24 protein-coding genes are annotated in these 22367 nt (G+C 71.0%); 11 read left to right on the top strand and 13 right to left on the bottom strand.

Annotated features, from left to right (window positions below):
• Position 1: 1 nt before the first annotated feature.
• Positions 2 to 361, bottom strand: coding sequence for an NADH-quinone oxidoreductase subunit A (locus tag OG247_RS25415; protein ID WP_030010013.1), 360 nt, complete (start codon positions 359 to 361; stop codon positions 2 to 4).
• Positions 362 to 1199: 838 nt separating this feature from the next.
• Here OG247_RS25415 and OG247_RS25410 point away from each other — a divergent pair.
• A complete protein-coding gene (locus OG247_RS25410) occupies positions 1200 to 2066 on the top strand; it encodes a C40 family peptidase (protein ID WP_327254421.1) in 867 nt (288 codons plus the stop codon).
• Positions 2067 to 2303: 237 nt separating this feature from the next.
• Here the strand turns inward: OG247_RS25410 and OG247_RS25405 are convergent, their stop codons facing one another.
• Complete coding sequence (locus OG247_RS25405; RefSeq protein ID WP_327254420.1) at positions 2304 to 2717, bottom strand: hypothetical protein; 414 nt, start codon at positions 2715 to 2717, stop codon at positions 2304 to 2306.
• Between the two features lie 401 nt (positions 2718 to 3118).
• Here OG247_RS25405 and OG247_RS25400 point away from each other — a divergent pair, with 401 nt between their 5' ends.
• On the top strand, positions 3119 to 3430 hold the full coding sequence (locus tag OG247_RS25400) for a hypothetical protein (protein WP_327254419.1): 312 nt from the start codon (positions 3119 to 3121) through the stop codon (positions 3428 to 3430).
• Between the two features lie 14 nt (positions 3431 to 3444).
• Here the strand turns inward: OG247_RS25400 and OG247_RS25395 are convergent, their stop codons facing one another.
• A complete protein-coding gene (locus OG247_RS25395) occupies positions 3445 to 4461 on the bottom strand; it encodes a hypothetical protein (protein ID WP_327254418.1) in 1017 nt (338 codons plus the stop codon).
• A 188-nt stretch (positions 4462 to 4649) separates the two neighbouring features.
• On the opposite strand from OG247_RS25395, the gene OG247_RS25390 reads away from it, so the two are divergent.
• Both OG247_RS25390 and OG247_RS25385 read left to right on the top strand, forming a co-directional pair.
• Positions 4650 to 4964, top strand: coding sequence for a hypothetical protein (locus OG247_RS25390; protein WP_327254417.1), 315 nt, complete (start codon positions 4650 to 4652; stop codon positions 4962 to 4964).
• A gap of 36 nt (positions 4965 to 5000) precedes the next feature.
• A complete protein-coding gene (locus tag OG247_RS25385) occupies positions 5001 to 5450 on the top strand; it encodes a DNA-binding protein (protein ID WP_327254416.1) in 450 nt (149 codons plus the stop codon).
• 57 nt (positions 5451 to 5507) lie between these two features.
• Here the strand turns inward: OG247_RS25385 and OG247_RS25380 are convergent, their stop codons facing one another.
• On the bottom strand, positions 5508 to 6791 hold the full coding sequence (locus OG247_RS25380) for a geranylgeranyl reductase family protein (RefSeq protein ID WP_266905661.1): 1284 nt from the start codon (positions 6789 to 6791) through the stop codon (positions 5508 to 5510).
• Positions 6792 to 6893: 102 nt separating this feature from the next.
• Here OG247_RS25380 and OG247_RS25375 point away from each other — a divergent pair, with 102 nt between their 5' ends.
• Positions 6894 to 7424 (top strand): GNAT family N-acetyltransferase, encoded by a 531-nt coding sequence (locus tag OG247_RS25375; protein WP_327254415.1) that lies wholly within the window; start codon positions 6894 to 6896, stop codon positions 7422 to 7424.
• A gap of 461 nt (positions 7425 to 7885) precedes the next feature.
• Here the strand turns inward: OG247_RS25375 and OG247_RS25370 are convergent, their stop codons facing one another.
• The 6 genes from OG247_RS25370 to OG247_RS25345 all read right to left on the bottom strand — a co-directional run bounded on the left by OG247_RS25370 (position 7886) and on the right by OG247_RS25345 (position 13586).
• Positions 7886 to 8797, bottom strand: coding sequence for a glutaminase (locus tag OG247_RS25370; RefSeq protein WP_327254414.1), 912 nt, complete (start codon positions 8795 to 8797; stop codon positions 7886 to 7888).
• A 15-nt stretch (positions 8798 to 8812) separates the two neighbouring features.
• Positions 8813 to 9508 carry a demethylmenaquinone methyltransferase gene (locus tag OG247_RS25365; RefSeq protein WP_327254413.1) on the bottom strand — a complete coding sequence of 232 codons (696 nt, stop codon included), beginning with the start codon at positions 9506 to 9508 and terminating at the stop codon, positions 8813 to 8815.
• Positions 9509 to 9642: 134 nt separating this feature from the next.
• On the bottom strand, positions 9643 to 10296 hold the full coding sequence (locus OG247_RS25360; RefSeq protein ID WP_327254412.1) for an imidazolonepropionase-like domain-containing protein: 654 nt from the start codon (positions 10294 to 10296) through the stop codon (positions 9643 to 9645).
• Between the two features lie 6 nt (positions 10297 to 10302).
• Positions 10303 to 11502, bottom strand: a complete 1200-nt coding sequence (gene mqnC, locus OG247_RS25355) for a cyclic dehypoxanthinyl futalosine synthase (protein WP_327254411.1) — start codon at positions 11500 to 11502, stop codon at positions 10303 to 10305.
• A gap of 178 nt (positions 11503 to 11680) precedes the next feature.
• Entirely contained in the window at positions 11681 to 12466 is a 786-nt protein-coding gene (locus OG247_RS25350) for an A24 family peptidase (RefSeq protein WP_327254410.1), read from the bottom strand.
• 256 nt (positions 12467 to 12722) lie between these two features.
• Positions 12723 to 13586: a menaquinone biosynthetic enzyme MqnA/MqnD family protein gene (locus tag OG247_RS25345; RefSeq protein WP_327254409.1), complete on the bottom strand. Its 864-nt coding sequence runs from the start codon at positions 13584 to 13586 to the stop codon at positions 12723 to 12725.
• Between the two features lie 237 nt (positions 13587 to 13823).
• Between OG247_RS25345 and OG247_RS25340 the strand changes: the two genes are divergently transcribed.
• Positions 13824 to 14027, top strand: coding sequence for a cold-shock protein (locus OG247_RS25340; protein ID WP_112451444.1), 204 nt, complete (start codon positions 13824 to 13826; stop codon positions 14025 to 14027).
• Between the two features lie 199 nt (positions 14028 to 14226).
• Here the strand turns inward: OG247_RS25340 and OG247_RS25335 are convergent, their stop codons facing one another.
• Positions 14227 to 15987 carry a lytic transglycosylase domain-containing protein gene (locus OG247_RS25335; RefSeq protein ID WP_327254408.1) on the bottom strand — a complete coding sequence of 587 codons (1761 nt, stop codon included), beginning with the start codon at positions 15985 to 15987 and terminating at the stop codon, positions 14227 to 14229.
• Between the two features lie 305 nt (positions 15988 to 16292).
• Here OG247_RS25335 and OG247_RS25330 point away from each other — a divergent pair, with 305 nt between their 5' ends.
• Positions 16293 to 17102 (top strand): thioredoxin domain-containing protein, encoded by an 810-nt coding sequence (locus tag OG247_RS25330; RefSeq protein ID WP_327254407.1) that lies wholly within the window; start codon positions 16293 to 16295, stop codon positions 17100 to 17102.
• Between the two features lie 9 nt (positions 17103 to 17111).
• On the opposite strand, the gene OG247_RS25325 is transcribed toward OG247_RS25330, so the two are convergent.
• Positions 17112 to 17636 (bottom strand): MrpF/PhaF family protein, encoded by a 525-nt coding sequence (locus tag OG247_RS25325; RefSeq protein ID WP_327254406.1) that lies wholly within the window; start codon positions 17634 to 17636, stop codon positions 17112 to 17114.
• Between the two features lie 158 nt (positions 17637 to 17794).
• Here OG247_RS25325 and OG247_RS25320 point away from each other — a divergent pair, with 158 nt between their 5' ends.
• On the top strand, positions 17795 to 18265 hold the full coding sequence (locus tag OG247_RS25320) for a hypothetical protein (protein WP_327254405.1): 471 nt from the start codon (positions 17795 to 17797) through the stop codon (positions 18263 to 18265).
• Between the two features lie 56 nt (positions 18266 to 18321).
• Entirely contained in the window at positions 18322 to 20583 is a 2262-nt protein-coding gene (fxsT, locus tag OG247_RS25315; RefSeq protein WP_327254404.1) for an FxSxx-COOH system tetratricopeptide repeat protein, read from the top strand.
• Between the two features lie 63 nt (positions 20584 to 20646).
• On the opposite strand, the gene OG247_RS25310 is transcribed toward fxsT, so the two are convergent.
• Positions 20647 to 21054, bottom strand: coding sequence for an ATP-binding protein (locus tag OG247_RS25310; protein WP_442813654.1), 408 nt, complete (start codon positions 21052 to 21054; stop codon positions 20647 to 20649).
• A 139-nt stretch (positions 21055 to 21193) separates the two neighbouring features.
• On the opposite strand from OG247_RS25310, the gene OG247_RS25305 reads away from it, so the two are divergent.
• The gene (locus OG247_RS25305; protein WP_327254402.1) at positions 21194 to 22063 is read left to right on the top strand and encodes a helix-turn-helix domain-containing protein; all 870 of its coding nucleotides are present in this window, start codon (positions 21194 to 21196) and stop codon (positions 22061 to 22063) included.
• Complete coding sequence (locus tag OG247_RS25300; RefSeq protein WP_327254401.1) at positions 22060 to 22305, top strand: DUF397 domain-containing protein; 246 nt, start codon at positions 22060 to 22062, stop codon at positions 22303 to 22305. The genes OG247_RS25305 and OG247_RS25300 overlap by 4 nt, the downstream gene beginning before the upstream one ends.
• Positions 22306 to 22367 lie beyond the last annotated feature (62 nt).

Genomic DNA, 22367 nt, shown 5'->3' with positions numbered 1-22367 from the left:
CTCAGTCCCATTCCAGGCCGCCGCGGCGCCATACGTAGGCGTAGGCGACGAAGACGGTGAGCACGAAGAGGAGCATCTCGACGAGCCCGAAGATCCCCAGCGAGTCGAAGGTGACCGCCCAGGGGTAGAGGAAGACAACCTCGATGTCGAAGACGATGAAGAGCATCGCCGTCAGGTAGTACTTGATGGGGAAGCGGCCGCCGCCGGCCGGCATCGGAGTGGGCTCGATGCCGCACTCGTAAGCTTCAAGTTTTGCCCGGTTGTACCGTTTTGGGCCGATCAGCGTGGCCATGACCACGGAGAAGATCGCAAACCCTGCGCCGAGGGCGCCGAGCACGAGGATGGGCGCGTACGCATTCACGCTCCTCGCTCCTTCCAGTCGTCCTTGACCGTTGGACCGCTGCTCCGGCGCCGCGCGCCCCGCCTCTCACATCTCGCATGTGAGGCAGTTCACAAGCCGGACTGGTGCGCATCTTATGCCCGCCCATCTGTGATCTGCGACACGGGTTACAACAACGAGTTTGTGATCTCCACCACCTGACGAACGATCATGAAGCCCAATGAGTGGTGATCTTCATACGTGAAGCATCCACATGATCACCAAAGGTGACATCCGCACCTGTCGTCGCAGGTGGAAGGCCTGTCGCACTATCAAATCGTGGCCACTGCATGCAAATTGGCACGGTGGTGCGCGTGATGATAAAGGGATCGGCGTCCCCCGGTCGGGGGACCCCGCACGGACGGAAGTGGACGCGTGCATGCGTTCACTAACTCGGGGCAGAAGGGGGTCAGGGGTCACCCGGAAGCAACCCGGGAGCGACCCCGGGTGGGGTTCCGGCCCGCCTCCGACCCACCCCCGACCCGCCCCCGATCCGCCCCCGACCCCTCGGCGGCTTCACGGTTCGATCACAGGAGGGCCACAGCGTCCGCATCGCGTGACGCTTCTGTGACCTGCGCCACTCGGAATTCGCGGTACCGAAAGGGGGCTTGGCCATCTGTGCGGGTGGATGGTAGGCCCGGGATCAATTCGGACTTATTTCGGAAACCCCATGATCACAGCCTTGTGAGGGGCTGTCCGATTCGCCCGTTACGGCGTCAATAAGAGGTACGGCGCGCCCGGTTAGCCCGCTTCGCGCACAACTGTGGCGCAGACCACGTTTCTTGAAGGGAACCGGCGCGCCCTGATAGCGGTTGTACCCATGTCCCTCACCGCTCACATACCCAGCCACCGGAAGCCCCGCCGCAGCGCCTCGAAGCTCGCGGTCCGCGCCGGAGTTGCCGGTGGCGTCCTCAGCACCCTGGCCATGGCCGGCACGGCGAGCGCCACCCCCTCCGCCGAGCCCGCGCACGAGACCACGCTCGAAATGCCGGTCCTCGACCTGGACCTGAGCGCCGAGGTGTCCTCCTCCGTGGCCAAGGCCGCCGAGAACACCCGCGCCCTCGCCGTCGACGGCGAGCTCAACGCCCTGGAAGAGACGGCCCGCACCGGCGCCGCCGCCGAGGCGAAGCAGCTCAAGGCCGACGCCCAGGAGAAGGCCGACGCCGAGAAGAAGGCGAAGGCCGAGGCGGACCGCAAGGCCGAGGCCGAGCGCGCCAGCCGCAGCACGGCCCGCACTCCGATCCAGAGCACCTCCGGGTCCTCCTCGTCTAACGGGTCCTCCTCCTCGGGGTCCTCCTCGCAGGGCAAGGGCACCGTCACGGCCCCCGCGACCGGCTCCGCCGCCGCCATCGTCAACTTCGCCCGCGCTCAGGTCGGCAAGGCGTACGTCATGGGCGGCACCGGCCCGTCCTCGTTCGACTGCTCGGGCCTCGTCCAGGCCGCGTACCGCCAGGCCGGCATCAGCCTGCCGCGCATGTCGCAGGCGCAGTCCTCGGCCGGCACCTCGGTCTCCCTGAGCGCCCTCCAGCCGGGCGACATCCTGTACTGGGGCTCCAAGGGCAGCGCGTACCACGTCGCCGTCTACGTCGGCGGCGGCAAGTTCGTCGGCGCGCAGAACCCCAGCACCGGCATCGTCGAGCGCTCCCTGAGCTACGACAGGCCGACGGGCGCCGTGCGCGTCCTCTGACGACTCCCCGCAGTCCCGGGCCGCTCCCGGTGACGCACGAAAGGCCGGTACTCCCCCGCTCGGGGGTGGAGTACCGGCCTTTCGGCCGTCCTGGGGGCTCCTGGAGGCCCTTGGGGCCGCCGAGGGGCGTCCGGGCGCCGTCGGGCGGCGCGGGAAGCCGCGGAGGCGACCCCGCGCCGTTCCCGTTCCGCTCCCGTTCCCGTTCCCGCTCTCGTCCTCGTCCTCGTCCTCGTTCCGTCAGTCGAGGAACGTGGCCGAGGTGATCTTGTTCTTGAAGTTGACGCTGGCGTTGCCCACGTAGCCCGGGGGGAGCGAACCGATCAGACCGGTGAGGTTCACCTCGGTGGCCACCTTCCACGTGTAGGTGTCCCGGTTGCGGTACGACGCGGTGTCGTCGTTCGTCACCCGGTTCCGGCCCTCACAACCCTCCGGCCCGACGAAGAGGTTGTTGAAGAAGTTCCAGTCCGAGGACATCAGGTCGAAGACACAGCCCCCTTGGTAGGAGTTGTAGTAAAGGCCGAACTCGCTGGTTTCCAGATACCCGTTCCGCTCCGTGTTGGCGGCGGCCGGACCGGCCGCCACAAGGAGAACGGCGCCGACGGATACCGCGGTGGCGCACCCGGTGACGAGTTTGTTAAGGGCCTTGCTCATGGGACATTTCTCCATCTTCAGGGAATTGATTCCGGCCGGGATTAAACCTTCCGGGGCACCGCGGGGCAAGGGCCTTCTCGGCTTTTCAGGCCACAACCGGCCTGGCGGGTAAGGGACTTGTCCGTATTGCGAGCTCCCGATTACGCTCTCCTGCGGCCTTCCGGCCCCCTCCGCACCAACGCGCCCTTCCACTCCGCCGACCGCAAGGGAAACGCCTCGTGCGTGTACGCGAAATATCCTCGTCACTCCTTTTGTGCCTCGCACTGACCGGATGCGGAAGCGGGGAACTCCCGGGGAAGAACTCCGGAGCGGGAAAGCCGGGACGTGCGGCCGGACCCACCGCCACACCCTCGATCGCGGCGGCGGACATGCCGTTCTACACGTGCATGCAGGAGCACGGAATGACCATCTCCTACGGGGACAACGGGGCTCCGCACTTCGTGGAGAAGGAGAGCCCTCAGTACCCCCCTGCGCAGCAGGCCTGCCTGTCGCTGCTGCCGCCCCCCTCCCCCGTCCAGGCGAGCCCGCAGGAACTCGCCGCCGCGCGCGAGGCCTCCGCGTGCATGCGGGCGAAGGGCGTCTCCTGGTACCCGGACCCGGATCCGGTCACCGCCGAGGTGCAGCAGAAGGACGGCGGCACCTCCGAGCAGTGGCAGGAGCTCAAGCGGGACCACCTCGACGCGTACCGGGCCTGCATGCCCCGCCCCTCCTGAGCCGCGCGCACGGCTCAGAGGAGACCGGCCGCCAGCTTGTAACGGACCTCGCGCTGCTTCTTGTAGAGCGCGAGGGTCTCTGCGTGCTCCTCCACCAGCCGCTCCTGGTAGGCCTTCTCCACCGCCGCCCAGATGCCGACGAGGTTCACCTCGCGCTTGCAGGCGACGTCGGCCTTTGCCGCGGTGACGGCTTTGGGGCCGCCCGGATCGGCCTCCAGGCCGAGGGTCTGGACGACCTCGTAGGGATCCTTCAGGCCGGTGTACCCGGACTTCTCCATGCACGCCGACCAGTTCTTCAGCGCCTCGGCCACCCGCGAATCGTCCTTGGAGCGTTCGTGCGCCTGCGAGGCCAGCCCGAACGGGAACAGCAGGTCCACGCTGTCCTTCGTCGGCGCGTAGAGCTTGCGGTACGCCTCCCGTATGCATCCGCCGGGCGGCACCTTCTGCCCGCCGAAGTCGATGCCGCTGTCCACCCGCGCGGCCTCCTCCTCGCTCGCGGCGTCCGCGGGCTGCGTGGCGCCCTGGGCTCCGCCCGGCCGTTCGCCGTGCATGACCAGGGTGGCGCTCTCGCTCAGCGGGGCGGCCGGGGGCTTCACGGGCCGCCCCTTGCCCGCGGTCATGTCGTAGCCGTGGGCCGCCGCGTACACCGGATCGGCCGCCCCGAAGAGCGCCCGGTGCCGGCCCTCGGGCCCCTGGGCACCGGCGGGATCGGACGGCCTGACCTCCTCGTACGGGAATCCGTACCGGGCCATGCAGCGCGAGAGCAGCCGCTGCTGCACCTGCCCCATGCGGACCGTCTCGGCGTCGGTGTCCGTGTACGCGTCCAGGGGCATCGAGAGCGAGGAGGTGGCCGGGGCGACGGCGACCTCGCCGAGTTCCGGCTCCCCGTGCGCGCCGCCACCGTCCGGATCCGAGCAGCCGGCCAGGGCGAACGCCAGCAGGACGGCGACCGGGAGGGCCGCGGCCGGGAAGGCGGAGCGGAGGGCGGGGTGTCGGAGCGGACGGGAGCCCGTCGCGGAAGACCTGTTCACTCTCGGGAATTGAACAGCCCGGCCCGTACCGGGGACAAGGCCTTCTCACCTGCTGGTCAGCCAAACTTCTTGCCTGGAAACCAACTTGCCCGCCCGTCCGACTGGCGGGCACCCCGTGCCGAACGGGCGGCACCCTGCCAAGATGGCCGGGGCGAGCACGCCCGAGTCGCCCCAGGAAGTGGTGATCCGTGACGCCCAGCCCCTCCGACGAAGCCCCCGGCGCCGGCCCCACCGCCGCCCCGGCCGCCGCCGGGCTCGGACTCCTGTCCCTCGGCGGCTGGCTGCTGACCACCACCCGCCCCTGGCAGAAGCCCGGCTCCCCCCTGACGCTCACCCTGGACTGGACGGCCTCGGGCACCCTGATGCTCTGCGGCCTGGTCCTGCTGACCCGCTGCATCCACCGGGTACACGGCACGGCGGAGCCCGCGCAGGGGACCCCGTACGAGACCCCGCGCGAGACGCGCCCGGCCAGGGGCAGGGCCAGGCTTTGGGGGCGGCCTTGAGTCCGCCGAAGTCACCAGCGGACAGGCGGAACAGGAGTGGTAAGCAAGCGCCTCAAGATCAAGGCCAAGAGTGAGGGCACGCTCGTCCTGGACGCCCAAAGGCTCTCACTGCACGTCGACGGTGATGAGGGGATGCGTGCGCGCATCGAGGTCGCTCAGCAGAGCGGCCGGCGCGTGGCACTGTGCGCACTGACACCCTTGGAGGTGCGCCGAACCGGCGAGGCCGCCAAGCGACTCCGGTTCCTGCTGTCCCGGTTCGATGTGAAACCGGTCAACGATGCGGTGACAGACGCCGCGGCGAAGCTGCTGGACGCGTCGGGCCTTGACGGGCACGAATGCCTCGTGGACGCACTCGTGGTGGCCACGGCCGCACTCTGCACACCTCCGGTACTGCTCGTCACCTCTGACAGGTCGCACATCCCGGCGCTGTGCAAGGCCGCCGAGGAACTTCCCGGCTCGCCGAAGGTGAAGATCGTCAGCGTGTGACGGCCGAAGGCCACGAGCCGGACCGCTCGACCCGACGAGCGGTCCGGCCTTGAATGATCAGGCTTTCGGAGCGACCTTCGAAAGGCCGTTGATGACGCGGTCCATCGCGTCACCGCCCGTCGGGTCGGTGAGGTTGGCCAGCATCTTCAGCGTGAACTTCATCAGCACCGGGTGGCTCAGCCCGCGCTGGGCGGCGATCTTCATGATCTTCGGGTTGCCGATCAGCTTCACGAAGGCGCGGCCCAGCGTGTAGTAGCCGCCGTAGGTCTCCTTCAGGACCTTCGGGTAGCTGTGCAGGGTCAGTTCGCGCAGGGCCGGGGTGGCCCGGGAGTGGGCCTGGACGATGACGTCGGCCGCGATCTGGCCCGACTCCATCGCATAGGCGATGCCCTCGCCGTTGAACGGGTTGACGAGCCCGCCCGCGTCACCGACGAGCAACAGCCCCTTGGTGTAGTGCGGCTGGCGGTTGAAGGCCATCGGCAGGGCCGCGCCGCGGATGGGCTGCGTCATGTTCTCGGGGGTGTAGCCCCAGTCCTCCGGCATCGAGGCGCACCAGGCCTTGAGGACCTCGCGCCAGTCCAGCTCCTTGAAGGCGGAGGAGGAGTTGAGGATGCCCAGACCCACGTTGGAGGTGCCGTCGCCCATGCCGAAGATCCAGCCGTAGCCGGGCAGCAGCCGGTCCTCGGCCCCGCGCCGGTCCCAGAGCTCCAGCCAGGACTCCAGGTAGTCGTCGTCGTGGCGGGGCGAAGTGAAGTACGTACGCACGGCCACGCCCATCGGGCGGTCCTCGCGGCGGTGCAGGCCCATCGCCAGGGAGAGCCGCGAGGAGTTGCCGTCGGCCGCGACCACCAGCGGGGCGCTGAAGGTGACCTGGGTCTTCTCCTCGCCCAGCTTCGCCGTCACTCCCGTGATGTGACCGGTACGGGGATCGCGTACGGGCTCGCCGACGTTGCAGCGCTCGTACAGCCGGGCGCCGGCCTTCTGCGCCTGGCGGGCCAGGGTCTCGTCGAAGTCGTCGCGCTTGCGGACGAGTCCGTAGTCGGGGAAGGAGGCAAGCTCGGGCCAGTCCAGCTGGAGCCGCTGGCCGCCGCCGATGATCCGCAGGCCCTTGTTGCGCAGCCAGCCGGCCTCTTCGGAGATGTCGATGCCCATCGACACGAGCTGCTTGGTGGCGCGCGGCGTCAGGCCGTCACCGCAGACCTTCTCGCGCGGGAACGCCGTCTTCTCCAGGAGCAGGACGTCGAGTCCGGCCTTGGCCAGGTAGTAAGCAGTGGTCGAGCCGGCAGGCCCGGCCCCGACGACGATCACGTCCGCGGAGTGCTCGGAGAGGGGCTCGGTCACGACGGGTCTCCCGAAAGCTCGATAAACGATAAGAGTGCCCAACGGCACCGGAACACGTGCAGTCTATGCAGCGAGAGAGATCGCGATCCGAAGGGCTGCCCTGTGACCACCTCGCCGACCCGGCCGCTCCCCGTCGTCCAGCTCCGTGTGCCCACGGACGAGGACGCACACGCCTGGCACCGGGTCTTCCACGACCCGGACGTCATGGAGTTCCTCGGCGGTCCCGCCGAGCTCTCCTTCTACGAAGAAATCACCGCGCGGCAGCGGATGCACGACGCGCGGCTCGGCTTCTGCCTGTGGACGCTGCTGGACGCGGACGGTGAGGTCATCGGCTTCACCGGGGCGCAGCCGTGGCCGGCGGAGAAGGAGTGGGGGCCGGTGGGGGAGATCGAGATCGGCTGGAGGCTCGGTCGCTCCGCGTGGGGGCGGGGCTATGCGTATGCCGCTGCGCTGGCGACGCTGGAGCGGGTGCGGGGGGCTGGGGTTCCGGATGTGGTGGCGATGATCGACGATGCGAACGTTCGCTCGATCGCGGTGGCGGAGCGGCTGGGCATGACCCTGGCGGACCGGTTCCCCCTCCCGGGGGGCCGGCGCCAAGCCCGCCGCTACGCACTGTCCCTCGCCCCGTCCTAGCCCCCGCTGCGCGGAGCCGTGCCGCCGCCGCCCCGTCCCGGATGCCCCGCAGCGACCTTCGCCGCTGCGGGGGGCGGAGTCCCGGCTGCGACCCTTGCCGCTGCGCGGGGCGGAGTCCCCTACCCACCCTTCCACCGTTCCCCGGGCGCTGCCCGGAGCCCGGTCCTCAAGCGCCGGACGGGCTGGAAGGGTGCCGGGCTGCGCCCGGACCCCCTGGGGCTCCGCCCCAGACCCCGCTCCTCAAACGCCGGAGGGGCTGGGTACATCCGGCCTCGCCGGCGTTTGAGGCGCGGGGGTCCGGGGGCTGGTCCCCGGCAACGGCGGCGTGCCCGGCATGGGGTCCGGGCGTAGCCCGGGGAACGGTGGAAGGGTGGGTAGGGGACCTCGCCCCGCAGGGACGAAGCAGCCGCACCCGCCGGACGGCACCCCGCGCAGCGGTGGGAGGGGCGGCGCGTCGGGGCTCAAAAAACGGAAAGGCCCGTCAGGGTCGTGAAGCGGTCCAGGGCGGCCACCGCGGCCACGGAGTTGCCCTGGGCGTCGAGACCGGGGCTCCACGCGGCCAGCGTGCACGCGCCGGGCACCACCGCCACGATGCCGCCGCCCACGCCGCTCTTGCCGGGCAGGCCCACCCGGTAGGCGAACTCCCCCGCCGCGTCGTACGTCCCGCACGTCAGCATCACCGCGTTGACCTGCTTCGCCTCGCTGCGCGTGAGGAGCCGCGAGCCGTCCGCGCGCAGTCCGTGCCGGGCCAGGAAGCGGCCGGCGCGGGCCAGGTCGGCGCAGCTCATCTCGATGGAGCACTGCCAGAAGTAGTGCTCCAGCAGCGTCGGCACCGGGTTGTCGATGTTCCCGTAGGCGGCCATGAAGTGGGCCAGGGCCGCATTGCGGTCGCCGTGTTCCTGTTCGGAGGCGGCGACCTCCGCGTCGAAGGCGACGTCCGGGTTCTGGCTCTCTTCCCGGAGGAAGCCGAGGAGTTCGCTGCTCGCGTCGCCCGTCAGCGTCTGGAGCCGGTCGGTGACGACGAGCGCGCCCGCGTTGATGAAGGGGTTGCGGGGGATGCCGTTCTCGTACTCCAGCTGCACGAGCGAGTTGAACGGGTTGCCGGAGGGTTCCCGGCCCACCCGCTCCCACAGGCTGTCGCCGCCCTCGGCGAGCGCGAGGGCCAGCGCGAAGACCTTGGTGATGGACTGGGTGGAGAACGGCGTGTGCCAGTCCCCCACCCCGAAGACGTTGCCGTCGAGGTCGGCGATGGCCATCCCGAACTGCCGCGGGTCGACGGACGCCAGCGCCGGGATGTACTCGGCGGTGGCGCCGCTGCCGATCAGCGGGGCGATGTCGGTGGCGACCTGCTCCAGCAGGGCCTGGTAGTCCATCTCCGCAGCCCCGTACTACGCGTGCTTGGTGCCGCGGTGCAGCGCGACGATGCCGCCGCTCAGATTGCGCCAGGCCACCTTGGACCAGCCGGCCTTCTGCAGCAGCGCGGCCAGTGCGGGCTGGTCGGGCCAGGCGCGGATGGAGTCGGCGAGGTAGACGTACGCGTCGGGGTTGGAGGAGACCGCGCGGGCGACCGGCGGCATCGCGCGCATCAGGTACTCGGTGTACACGGTCCGGAAGGGGGCCCAGGTGGGCTGCGAGAACTCGCAGATCACGACCTGGCCGCCGGGCTTCGTGACCCGGTACAGCTCGCGCAGGGCGGCGTCGGTGTCCTGGACGTTGCGCAGGCCGAAGGAGATGGTGACGGTGTCGAAGGAGTCGTCCTTGAACGGCAGCTTCGTCGCGTCGCCGGCCGTCAGCGGGAGCCAGGGGTTGCGCTTCTTGCCCTCGCGGAGCATGCCGAGGGAGAAGTCGCAGGGCACGACGTACGCGCCGGTCGCGGCGAAGGGCAGCGAGGACGTGGCCGTGCCGGCGGCCAGGTCGAGGACGAGCTGCCCGGGGCGCGCGCCGACCGCCTTGGCGACCTCCTTGCGCCACAGGCGGGCCTGCCCGAGGGAGAGGACGTCGTTGGTGAGGTCGTAGTTCGCCGCCACGCCGTCGAACATGGAGGCGACTTCGTGCGGCTGCTTGTCCAGGGAAGCGGATGTCACTGGCGTGGGCCCCTCGGGTGCGGTGCGAATGGTTCGGCGAACGGTTCGGCAGGGTCCTGCGGACCGCCCCGTCATTCTCGCAGGCCCCCGGGCACCGCACCCGGCCGCCCGTACGGGTACGTGTGCCTGCGGGCTCAGCGACGGCGGTGCAGCAGCCTGCCGCCGATGACCGTGGCCACACAGCTCGTCGGGCCCTCCACCAGCAGCTCCATCGGACCGGCCACCGCGAACACCGCGAACCGCGCCGGGGCGCCCGGCTCCAGGACTCCGTGGAAGGCCTCCTCGGCCGCGGTGCGGCCGGCGAGCGGGTCCAGGGAGGCCGGGCCCTCGTAGGGAGCGGGCGGAACGACGGTGAGCCCGGAGCGGACCACGGCCGTACGGACGGCCGGGCCGGTGAAGCGGCCGGCCACCGCGACGACCCCCCGGGCGAGGAGCTTCTGCGTACCGCGCCGCGCGCTGTTGCCCCAGCGCGGCTCCGTCATCTTCAGGTCCGCCAACGCCGCCGCTCCGCTGATCGGTTCGGCCCCGAGCTCGGTGATCTCGTAGGGGTCGTCCGGGTAGTACGTGCGCTCGAGCAGCTCGTCGCCGCCGCGCACCAGCAGCCCCGGGGTCAGCACCCCGGGCCAGCTGCGGGCGCGCGCGTGCGGATAGGCCGCGGCGACTTCCTCGTACGGGCCCACCCGGGCGATGCGGTCGCCCTCGACCAGGACCGCGCCGCCGGGCAGCGGCGCGGGTCCCTGACCGGAGGGCCCGGTCACGAGGAGTTCGGCGGTGTGGATCGTCAGCACGGGCGCTCAGTTCGAGGAGATGAGCTTCAGCTCGGGGTGGGCCGTACCGCCCTCGATGGCGGTGGAGGAGATGTGCGAGACCACGCGGTCGTCGACCGGGTCGTTCGCCGGGTCCTCGTGCACGAGGAGGTGCTCGTACGTCGTGGCGCGCTGCGCCGGGACGCGGCCCGCCTTGCGGATGAGGTCGATGATCTCCATGCGGTTGGAGCGGTGCTTGGCACCGGCCGAGGAGACCACGTTCTCCTCCAGCATGATCGAACCGAGGTCGTCGGCGCCGTAGTGCAGGGAGAGCTGGCCCGCCTCCTTGCCGACGGTGAGCCAGGAGCCCTGGATGTGGGCGATGTTGTCGAGGAAGAGCCGCGCGATGGCGATCATGCGCAGGTACTCGAAGACGGTCGCCTGGGTCCGGCCCTTGAGGTGGTTGTTCTCGGGCTGGTAGGTGTACGGGATGAAGGCGCGGAAGCCGCCCGTGCGGTCCTGCGTGTCCCGGATCATCGCGATGTGCTCGATGCGCTCGGCGTTGGTCTCGCCGGTGCCCATCAGCATGGTGGAGGTGGACTCCACGCCCAGCTTGTGGGCGATCTCCATGATCTCCAGCCAGCGCTCGCCGGACTCCTTGAGCGGGGCGATCGCCTTGCGCGGCCGCTCCGGGAGAAGTTCGGCGCCGGCGCCCGCGAAGGAGTCGAGACCGGCGGCGTGGATGCGCTGGATGGCCTCCTCCGCCGACACCTTGGAGATCCGGGCCATGTGATCGACCTCGGACGCGCCGAGGGAGTGGATGACCAGCTGGGGGAAGGCCTGCTTGATGGCGGAGAAGTGGTGCTCGTAGTACTCGACGCCGTAGTCCGGGTGGTGGCCGCCCTGGAACATGATCTGCGTGCCGCCCAGCTCGACGGTCTCCGCGCAGCGGCGCAGGATGTCGTCGAGATCGCGGGACCAGCCCTTCTTCACGTCCTTGGGGGCCGCGTAGAAGGCGCAGAACTTGCACGCCGTCACACACACGTTGGTGTAGTTGATGTTGCGCTCGATGATGTACGTCGCGATGTGCTCGGTACCGGCGTAGCGCAGCCGGCGGGCCGCATCGGCGGCCTGGCCGAGGGCGTGCAGCGGCGCGTGACGGTAGAGGTCGAGCGCCTCTTCCCTGGTGATCCGGCCCCCAGCGGCGGCTCGGTCGAGGACTGACTGGAGAGCGGCCTGGTCGGTCACCGGTGCGTCACCTTTCGGCTGTGTCGTTCGGCTGTGTCGTTCGCCTGGGTCGTTCGGCTGTGTCGTTCGGCTGGCGTCCGGTCGGCGTTCGGCTGTGCCAAGACGCCGGACCGATCCAGCCTACGCCAGCCGCCCCCTCCCCGGCCCTGACCCCCTACCGGTGCGTACGGAGGCCCGCTCAGAGGCCCGCCGCGGCGCCGAGGCCGAGGCCCGCCCAGACCACGCCCGCGAGGGCGCCGCCCGCCATGAACGGGCCGAAGGGGATCGGGCTGTTGCGGTCCGCCCGGCGCAGGGCGATCAGGGCGAGGCCGTGCACGGCGCCCCCGAGGAACGCGGCGAAGGTGCCGGCGAGCAGCACGGGCCACCCGTACCAGCCGAGCACCTGCCCCACGACGAGCGCGAGTTTGACGTCGCCGAAGCCCATGCCGCGCGGGTTGATGAAGAAGAGGAGGAGGTAGGCGCCGCCGAGGGCGAGCCCGCCGAGCAGCGCGCGCGTCCAGGAGCCGCCGGCTCCCCCGGCCAGGGCGGCCACCCCGAGGGCGACGGCGGTCCCGGCGGCCAGCGGGAGGGTCAGTACGTCGGGCAGCCGGTGCACGGCCCGGTCCACGAGGCAGAGCAGCACGGTGAAGGGCGCCAGCAGCAGCCAGACGGCCAGCTCGGGCCGCGCCCCCACCCCGGCCCCGAGCGCGAGGCACACCAGGATGGTCGCGAGCACGGCCCCGCCCGCAGGCGCGAAGCCCCCGCGCCGGCGGAACCGGTTGCCCGGGGCGGGCGGCGCGCACCGGGGGCAGACCGCGAGGCCCAGCCAGCCGCGGGCCGGGCCGGTCAGCGGATGCCCGGCCGGGCAGGCCGAGCGCCGGGGCAGGTCCGCCTCGACCGCGAGGCGGTAGACGGCGCGGGGCAGCAGGAGGCCTGTCAGTGCGCCCCAGAGCGTGACCCCGGCAACGAATCCCACAATGTCCATGTCAGCTTTCGCCCCCGCGCCGCCGCTTCTTGGCGATGGACGGTAGCAGGGGCGGTTGTCCCCGGGGCGCGCTCCGGCTCAGGCCGCCGCACCCGCCGGGCGGGCCGGTTCGAAGCCGGCCGGCATCCGCTCCCGCGCGGGGGCGGCGAAAGCAGAACGCATTCGCGGTGGACGGCGGGCATTCGTCTTCCGCCCCATTCCGCTCCGCGGAAGGACGCACGCGAAAGGCGAAAGGCGAATACCCGCATAAGCCGCACTAATGACCCGGCACGGCCACCGGCAGGAGCTCCACGTTCACATCGGGCGCATAGCCCGTCGTAAGTCCCGTGCGCCGCGCGAATTCACGTACGCCGGCCAGTTGGTCGGGGCCGAAGCGGAAGTCGAGCGTCGTGAAGTAGCGCTCCAAGAGTTCCGCGTCGAAGGCTTCCCAGCGGGCCGCCTGCTCGGCCACCTTGCCGACCTCCTCCAGGGAGACGTCCCGGGAGGCGAGGAAGGCCTCGTGGACCTTGCGCACGACCTCCGGCTCGCGCTCCAGGTACTCCTTGCGGGCGGCCCAGACGGCGAAGACGAACGGCAGTCCGGTCCACTCCTTCCACATCGCCCCCAGGTCGTGGACGGTGAGCCCGAGCCGGGGCGCGTCGTGCAGCGAGGCCCGCAGCGCGGCGTCGCCGATCAGCACCGCCGCGTCCGCCTCCTGCATCATCAGCCCCAGGTCGGGCGGGCAGGTGTAGTAGTCGGGCCGTACGTCGTACTTCTCCGCGAGCAGCAGCTGGGCCAGGCGTACGGACGTTCTCGAGGTGGACCCCAGAGCGACGCGGGCGCCGTCCAGCCGGTCCAGGGGGACCTGCGAAACGATCACGCAGGACATGACGGGGCCGTCGCAGCCGACCGCGAGGTCGGGGAAGGCGACGAGCTCGTCCGCGTTGCGGAGGAACTCCACGAGGGTGATGGGACCGATGTCCAGGCCGCCCTGGACGAGGCTCGCGCTGAGCTTCTCCGGGGTGTCCTTGGTCAGCTCCAGGTCCAGCAGCGTGCCGGTTCTGGCCAGCCCCCAGTAGAGGGGCAGGCAGTTCAGGAACTGAATGTGGCCGACACGGGGCCGGCTGCGATAGGCGTCCACATCGCGAGACTAGCCCCCGCGTCTCCGTCAGCCGTCTGGCGGGTCTCAAACGTCCGAGTGACGTGATCTTTCCCTCTGGTCTCGGCCGCAGGGTGCGTGCTAGGCTCGACGCAAGTTGCAGTTTGGTTTCCCTTGCAGTACGAGGCCTGCGGAGAATGTGACCCGCAGGCTTTTGTAGTTTTCAGACTTCTTAGCAGGTTCTGGAGCAGGGCGACCCTTTGGCCCATAGGAGGGCTCATGGCTACCGGAACCGTCAAGTGGTTCAACGCTGAAAAGGGCTTCGGCTTCATCGCCCAGGACGGCGGCGGCCCGGATGTCTTCGTCCACTACTCCGCGATCAACGCCGCCGGCTTCCGCTCCCTTGAGGAGAACCAGCTGGTGAACTTCGACGTCACCCAGGGCCCGAAGGGCCCGCAGGCGGAGAACGTCACCCCGGCCTAGTCGCCTGGGCCAACCAATCGCGGTTGGATATGCAGTACCCAAGGAGCCCTGTCTTCTCTGCGCGAGCAGAGTCGACGGGGCTCCTGCCTTTTGCCCCGGCCGGGCCGCGAAACCCGGGCCGGCGGCAAAGTGCCCCCCGGCACCGTTGAACGGTGCCGGGGGGCACTTTGCCGTATACGGAGCGAAACGCCCCGAGGGACTAGCTCTTCCGAGTCGGCCGGGCCGTCGCGGGAGGCTCGGTGGCCGGGGGCTCGGTGGCCGGGGGCTCGGTGACGGGGGGCTCGGTGACGGGGGGCTCGGTGACCGTGATCTCCAGGAAGAGGACCGCCTGGTCCGAGATCCGCACGCGGAGCGTGTACGTGCCCGCGGCGACGCCGGTGGTGGACAGTTCCGGCAGGTCGATCTTGCCGTCCGCCCCGGTCGCCGGGAGCGCCAGCTCCGTGAGCTTCTTGCCGTCCTTGTCCAGGAAGTACGGGGTCTCCCCGGCCTTGGCCGGGTCCGCGGGGGTCCACGTGCCGTCCGCGGCCTTGGTGCCCAGCCCGGCCGTGGCCTTGGCTCCGGCGACCGCCTTGTCCTTCGCCGTCGCCAGGAACTGCACGCCCTTGATCCCGGTCCCGGCTTCCGCGGTGAGCGGCTTGCCGGCGTTCGCGTCGCTGCGGACCAGCTTGTCCGCCTCCGGGACCGGTACCGGCTTGGCCGGGGTGACCTTGCCGGCGATCTTCACGGAGACCTCGGACGAAGCCGCGTAGCCCGAGGCGCGCAGGGTGAAGTCGCCCGCCTTGCGGCCGGCCTTCAGCTTCGGAACCCTGACCAGGCCCTTTTCGTTGGTGCTGAGGACCGCGAAGTCCTTGCCGTCGGCCGCGAAGACGGTGTGGCCGGTGGTGTCGTCGTCGAGGGAGAAGATGACGGCCTGGTTGACGGCCGGCATGCCGTTGGACAGCACCGCCTTGATGAGCGGGGTGCGCGGGAACTCGGTCCCGGCCTCGGCCGTGAGCTCCCTCGTGCCGATCCGGACCAGCTTGTCCAGCGTCGGCGTCGGCTTAGGCGGCGGCGTGGGGGTCGGCGTCGGCGTGGGAGTCGGCGTGGGCGGCGTCGGAGTCGGGGTCGGCGTCGGCACGGGTGCCGGCGGGGCCGGCGGCGTGGGCAGGTGCGGCGGGTTCGGCGTCGGGTAGTTGCCGGACGGCGGGTTCGGCACCGGGGTCGCGCCCTGGCCGGCCTGGTACTGGCGCATGTAGCCGAGCACCGTGTTCACGTACTCGCGCGACCTGTTGTAGCTGAGGATCGCCTTGTCGAGGTCGCCCGCGTCGGTGAGGTTGCGCTGGCCCGCGCAGAGGTAGAGGCCCGCACCCAGCGCGGCGTCGTAGATGTTGTTCGGGTCGCGCTTGCCGTCGGCGTTGCCGTCGGCGCCCCAGGTCGACCAGGTCGAGGGGATGAACTGCATCGGGCCGACCGCGCGGTCGTACTCGGGGTCCGCGTCCCACTCGCCCTTGTCGGTGTCCTTGATCTCGGCGAAGCCGTTGCCGTCCAGGCGCGGCCCGCGGATCGGCTTCTCGGTGTACCCGTCCGCCTTGAGCCCGTAGCCGGAGGCGTGCACGGACTCGACCCTGCCTATGCCCGCGAGCAGCTGCCAGGGCAGGTGGCAGCCGGGGAGTGCGGCGCCCACCGAGATCTCGGCACGCTTGTAGGCGTCGAGGGCGGTCGCGGGTATGCCGGCGGTGGCCCCGCCCGGGCTGGCCGCGCCGGGGGGCGCGGGCGGCGGGTCGGCGACCAGGTCGGGGAGTTCCAGCCGGGCGTCACCGCGGTCGGCGGCCTGGGGGCTGTCGGGGGTCGGCTCGGCTTCCCCGGCGCCCGCGATCGGCGTGTTGGTCACGACCGCGGCGGTGGTCAGGCTGGCCGCGAGGGCGGCCGTGCACATGACTTTGCGCGAGGTGTTGACGAGGTGACGGTGAAGTGGCTTCACAGTGCGGCGATCCCCCCAGAGCGGCGGCCGATCCGGGCCACCGTAAAACGTAAAAAAGTCGTATGAAGCTCCGCGCGCCCCGATACGTCTTCGCGCGGACGGCCGATCGGGCCGTGGAGGTTAACTGTCTATCAGTTCTTCGCACGCGACTCACCGCCGCCCCGGGAGATGTGTCCCACCATTCGCCTGCCCTTCACAGGACCTTCCACAGGACCTTGTCCCGAAACGGACAAAGGACTTAGGTCTCCGCCCGATTCGCACCAATGGCACCTGCTTGGGTGCTCTACGGTCTTTATCCTTGACGGATGGCAAGCAGCAAGAAGGACCAGCGGCGCGAGACCCGCGACCGGATGCGCGAGGAGCGCGAGGCCCTGGCCCGGCGCGAGAAGCTGCGCGGGCGCGTGCTGATCGGCGGCGCGCTGGTCGCCGTACTGGCCCTCGCGGTCGGCATCGGGATGTACGCGGCGAACTCCTCCGGCTCCGGCGGCTCCGCCGACGAGGCGGCCGGCAAGCCCTTCGTCCAGCCGGCCAACACCACCGGCAAGGACGGGATCGTGATCCCGTACGGCAAGGCCGACGCGAAGAACGTCCTCTCCGTCTGGCTCGACCCGCGCTGCCCCTACTGCGCGGGCGTCGAGATCGGCCTCGGGAAGACCATCAAGGAGCAGGCGGACGCGGGCACGTACCGCGTCGAGTACCACTTCGCCACGTTCCTGGACAAAGCGCTGGGCGGCGGCAAGGGCTCCAAGCGTGCGGTCAACGCGCTGGGCGCGGCGGTCAACGAGAGCCCGGAGAAGTTCATGGAGTACCTCCAGGTGCTCTACAAGAACCACCCGGAGAAGGAATCGGACGACAAGTTCGGCTCCACGGCCACCCTGCTGGAGCTCGCGGAGCAGGTCCCGGGACTGCGGACACCCGCCTTCAACCAGGCGGTCAAGGAACTCACGTACATGCCGTGGGTCGAAAAGGTCGGCCAGGCCTTCTACGACCAGAACATGCAGGGCACGCCGGACGTCTCCGTCAACGGCACGAAGCTCACGGTGAACTCGGGCAAGGGCATCGACTCGATCACCCAGGACGAGTTCAAGAAGCTGATCTCCGAGAACCTGAAGTAGCGGGGCGGCTCAAGAGGTCTCCCCCTCCCCGGCCGCCGCCTTCTCCTTCTCGTCGAGCTGGTCCCCGTACCCGCCGGCCGTCCAGACGTGGTGGCGGAACCTTTCCGGGGCCGCCACGCCCTGCCACGGACCGCCCGAGGGGTAGAACACCCCGTCGCACGGCGCGCAGTACCGGGCCCCCGCGGCGGCCTCGGCCGCCCGGTCCGCGCCGGCCTCCACCCGCCGCTTGTCCTTGCCCTCGCTGCGGATCACGGCGATCGTCCCCACCATCACGAGCAGCGCACCGACGATCCCCGCCGGCAGGAGCCAGGGCCAGTCCCGGTCGTCGGCGTAGTACGCGCCCGCGCAGGCGACCAGCCCGGCGATCACGGTGCCCTCGATGAAGTTCGCGCAGCCGTCGCCGGTCTTGTTCGGTGCCGGGGCGAGCCGGATCCGGTCCTTGCCCCGCTGCACCGCGGCGACCGGGACGTTGTCCCCCGTCCCGCAGCCCGGACACGACACCGGACCGCCCTTCGCTTCCCCGTCGTTCGTCATGGGATCCATGATGACGGCCCCGGACCCGACGGCTGCGGCCTCGCGCTCTCTTGGCCGAAAGGGCCGTGCGCGCCGCTGCGCAGAAGTACGTTCGGACGTGGCTCGTGACCCGTCGAGGGCCGCGTACGAGGGATCCGGGACATGGGGGTGGGTACGAGATGCTGGCCGAATCGTTGGCGGCGTTGGCCGCAGCGGGGGGCGCCGCAGTCGTGCAGGCCGCGACGACGGACGCGTGGACGGAAGTCCGCGACCGGGTCGCGCGGTGGTTCGGGCGGGGCGACGGCGAGCGCGAGCGGATCCAGTTGGAGCGACTGGACCGCACCGCCGCCGAACTCGCGGCCGCCGGCGGATCGGAGCAGGAACAGAACCTCCAGGCACAGGTCTGGCGCACCCGTTTCGAGGATCTGCTCGAGAGTCTCGACGACGCCGGGCGGACCGACGCGGCCGCCGGGCTACGGGCCCTGCTGGAGGACACCGCGGAGGCCGGCCGGGTCTCGGCGGGGGCCGGCGGAGTCGCGGCCGGGGGCGACATCCGCGTCAGCGCCGAGGGCGGATCGATCGCGGCGGCCGTCCTGCACGGGGGCGCGCACATCGGCCCCCCTCCGGTGCCGGATCCGTCCCAGGGCTGACCGGACCGGCGTTCCCAAGCCTCCCCGCCACCGCGCCACCGGCCGGCGGCGTATTCGTGCACGCCGGGCAGGGCAGCCTGGCGGCGCAGCACATCGGCCAGGTCACCTACCAGGCCGCCGCCCGGCATGCCGTCTCCTGGCCGCACCAGGTCGGGGTGATCCCCCGCCGGGCCGGTTCGTTCCAGGACCGGGCCGAGGTGCACCGGCTGCGCTCCGCCGTGGAGGGCGGCGGCACAGCGGTCCTGTGCCAGGTCCTGGCCGGGATGGGCGGGGTCGGCAAGACCCAACTCGCGGCCGACCACGCCCGCCACGCCTGGGCCGACGGCCAGGTCGAGCTACTCGTCTGGGTCACCGCCGCCACCCGCCAGGCCGTCATCGACGCCTACGCCCAGGCCGCCGCGGACATCCTCCACACGGACCCCGCCGACCCGGAACGGGCCGCACACGCCTTCCTGGCCTGGCTCGAACCCGCACCGGGCCGGCCCCGCTGGCTGATCGTCCTGGACGACGTCGCGGACCCGGCCGACCTGCGCGCCCTGTGGCCGCCCACCCATGCCCGCGGCCGGACCCTGGTCACCACCCGCCGCCGCGACGCCGCCCTCGCCACCCACGGCCGCCTGGTCCCGGTGGGCCTGTTCACCCCGGCCGAGGCCACGGCCCACCTCCAACAGGCCCTGGCCGCCCAGGGACGCCACGAACCCGAAGGCAACCTCGCCGCCCTGGCCGAGGACCTCGGCCACCTGCCGCTCGCCCTGTCCCAGGCCGCCGCCTACCTCATCGACACCCACATCACGGTCGCCCGCTACCGTGCCCGCCTCGCCGACCGCGCGCGCCACCTGGCCGACCTGCTCCCCGAGCCCGGCGACCTGCCCGACGACCAGTCGACCCCCGCGGCCGCCGCCTGGTCCCTGTCGGTGGACCGCGCGGACGAACTCCGCCCGGTCGGCCTGGCCCGTCCCATGCTCCAGCTCGCCGCGATGCTCGACCCGAACGGGATCCCGGATCGGGTCCTGACCGGCGATCCGGTCCTCAGGTACCTCACCGCCCACCGGTCCCTCCGGCCCGACAGTCCGACCCCGGAACCCCCCACGGTCATCGAGGAGGAGATGACCGGCGCACTGCGGACCCTTCACCGTCTGAGCCTGGTCGACCACTCCCCCGCCGAAGCCCACCAGGACGTACGCGTCCACCAGATCGTCCAACGGGCCCTCCGCGACCCACTCCATCCGGACCACCGGGACCTACTCGCGCGCATCGCCGCCGACGCCCTGATCGCCGCCTGGCCCGACACCGAACGCGACGCCGGCCTGGCCAGCGCTCTGCGCGCCAACACCACCGCCCTGATCGCGTGCGCGGGAGGCGCCCTGCACCAGCCTGCCGTCCACTGGGTGTTGTACCGCCTTGGTGAAAGCCTCGGACAGGCCGGGCAACTGGCTGCCGCCATCCACCACCTCCAGCACCTCACGAACACCGCCACCCGCTACTTGGGCTCGGACCACCCCAGTACTCTCGTCAGCCGCAACGACCTCGCCCGGTGGCGGGGGCAGGCGGGGGACACAGCCGAGGCTTCGGAGGCCGCCTCGCTCCTGGTCACGGACCACCTGAGGGTGCTGGGCCCCGACCACCTCAACACCCTCGGCGCCCGTTCCAACCTCGCCCACTGGCAGGGGGAGGCGGGGAATGCAACGGGGGCAGCCGCCGCGTTCGCCGCCCTGCTGGAAGACTCTCTGCGGGTGCTGGGCCCGGACCATGCCCGTACCCTCACCACCCGTTCCCACCTCGCCCACTGGCAGGGGAAGGGGGGAGATCCATCCGGGGCCGCTGCCGCGTTCGCCGCCCTGCTGGAGCACTACCTGTGGGCACTGGGCCCGGACCACCCCGATACCCTCAACACCCGTTCCAGCCACGCCCACTGGCTCGGAGAGGCAGGGGACGCGAGGGGGGCCGCTGGCGCGTTCGCCCCCCTGTTGAAGGACTACCTTCGGATACTGGGCCCGGACCACCCCCGCACCCTCTCCACGCGGCACAACTTGGCGGGCTGGCGCGGGCAGGCGGATGATCCGTCCGGGGCCGCTGCCGCGTTCACCGCCCTGCTGGAGGACTACCTGCGGGTCCTGGGACCGGACAACCCCGACACCCTGACCACCCGCTACAACCTCGCCCACTTGCGCGGGAGGACGGGGAATCCGAGAGGCGCCGCCGCCGAACTCACCGCCCTGCTGGAGGACCTCCTGCGAGTGCTGGGACCGGGCCACCCCCTCACACTCAGAAGCAGGTCCAGCCTCGCCCACTGGCGCCGGGAGGCCGGGGAGGGATAGTGCTCTCCCGCACGAGACGGAGATCAGCCAGACTGTGCGCAGGCCCGGCCGCGACCCCCACGCTCAAAGGCGCGCCCACACCGTCTTCCCCGGCCCACCCCCCTCCCTCGGCTCGACGCCCCACTCCCGCGCCAAGGCCCGTACGAGCACCAGCCCGCGCCCGCCCTCCGCCGACCAGGGATCCACGGCCGCCTCCCCCTCGGGCGGCAGCCGGTCCCCCCGGGCATCGCTCACCTCGACCCGGACCCGGAGCCCGTCGTAGCCGAGCCGCACCTCGAAGTCCCGGCCGGGCACCCGCCCGTGCAGCACGGCATTCGCTGCGAGCTCCCCCACCACAAGCTCCACGTCCTCCGCGAGGCCGCAGCCGTGCGGGATCCCCCAGGCGGCGAGCTGCACCCCGGCCAGCCGCCGGGCGAGCCGCGCCCCGCGCGGGGTGGCGGAGAGGCGCTGCCGGAACTCCGCCGGTGCCATGTCACTCAATTCGGTCGTCACCTCACCGAGCGTGGCCGCTCCGCCGTACGCTTTCCAGCAACGCCGGCGCTACGGGGAACCCCCGTAGGGCTGACGGCGGTTGCGTGTACGGCCCGTACGGACGAGGGCGGTTCAGCCTATGAACGACCTGTCGGAGCGCGAAGAAGAGCCGGAGCGACCCGTGGAGGTCGACGGCACCGCGTACCTCTTCAAGGCGCTCGGCAAAATCATCAAGGTGCTGCGGGAACGGGCGGGCCTGCAGCAGAAGGAACTCGCGGCGCTCGTCCATGTGGGAGAGGACCTGGTGTCCTCCATCGAGCGGGGCGTACGAACACCCCAGCCGGACTTCCTCGAGAACGTCGACCGCGCGCTCGGCGCCGGGGGCGTCCTGATAGCGGCCGTCCCGGACGTGAAGGAGGCGCTGAAGCGGGCGCGGACCCGCCACCCGGATTGGTTCCGGAAGTTCGCGGACGCGGAGGCTGGGTCTGTGGCCCTGCACTACTACGCCGCCCAGGCCATACCCGGACTCCTCCAGACCGAGGCGTACGCGCGGGCCGTGTTCAGGCATCGTCGGCCGGTGCTGGACGAGGGAACCATCGAGAAGCGGGTGTCAGACCGACTAGCCCGACAGGCGATCCTTGAACAGTGGCCTGCCCCCACCTTCAGCTTTGTCCTTGAACACTCCATCCTGCTCCGCCTCACGGGCGGACCAGAGGTCCGTCGGGAGCAACTACAGCGACTCCTCCAGATTGGTCGCCTTCGCACGGTGCACCTTCAGGTGATGCCGACGGAGCTGGATGAACACCCTGGCTTGGAAGGCGCGTTCACTCTCCTCCGCCCCAAGGGTCGCAACGAGGTTGCCTACACGGAGACATACGGCCACGCGAACCTCATCACGGACCCCGAACGGGTGAGGATCTACACCGAGCGCTATGGGATCATCCGGGCACAGGCACTCACGCCCCACGAGTCACTGGCCCTGATCGAGAAGTTGCTGGGAGAACTATGAACACCACACACCTGGCCTGGTTCAAGAGCAGCTACAGCGGTGGCGAGGGCGGCGAGTGCCTCGAAGTCGCCTTCGACTGGCGGAAGTCCAGCTACAGCAGTGGTGAGGGCGGCAACTGCGTAGAGGTCGCCGGCTGCGCCGATTCCATCCACATCCGGGACTCCAAGGTCCCGGCCGGACCTCAGCTCGCGGTGGCCCCCGGGGCCTGGGCCGCGTTCCTCGGCGGGGTCGCGGAGCTGTAGGCACCGAGCTCTGGCCATGTGGCCCTTTCCGCCTCATCCTGTCCCCACGCGGACGAAGGGGG

This window comes from Streptomyces sp. NBC_01244, from assembly GCF_035987325.1.
In the GTDB taxonomy this organism is placed as follows: domain Bacteria; phylum Actinomycetota; class Actinomycetes; order Streptomycetales; family Streptomycetaceae; genus Streptomyces.
Note: the sequence above shows the minus strand (reverse complement) of the source record. Positions and strands in the feature narration are given on the sequence as shown.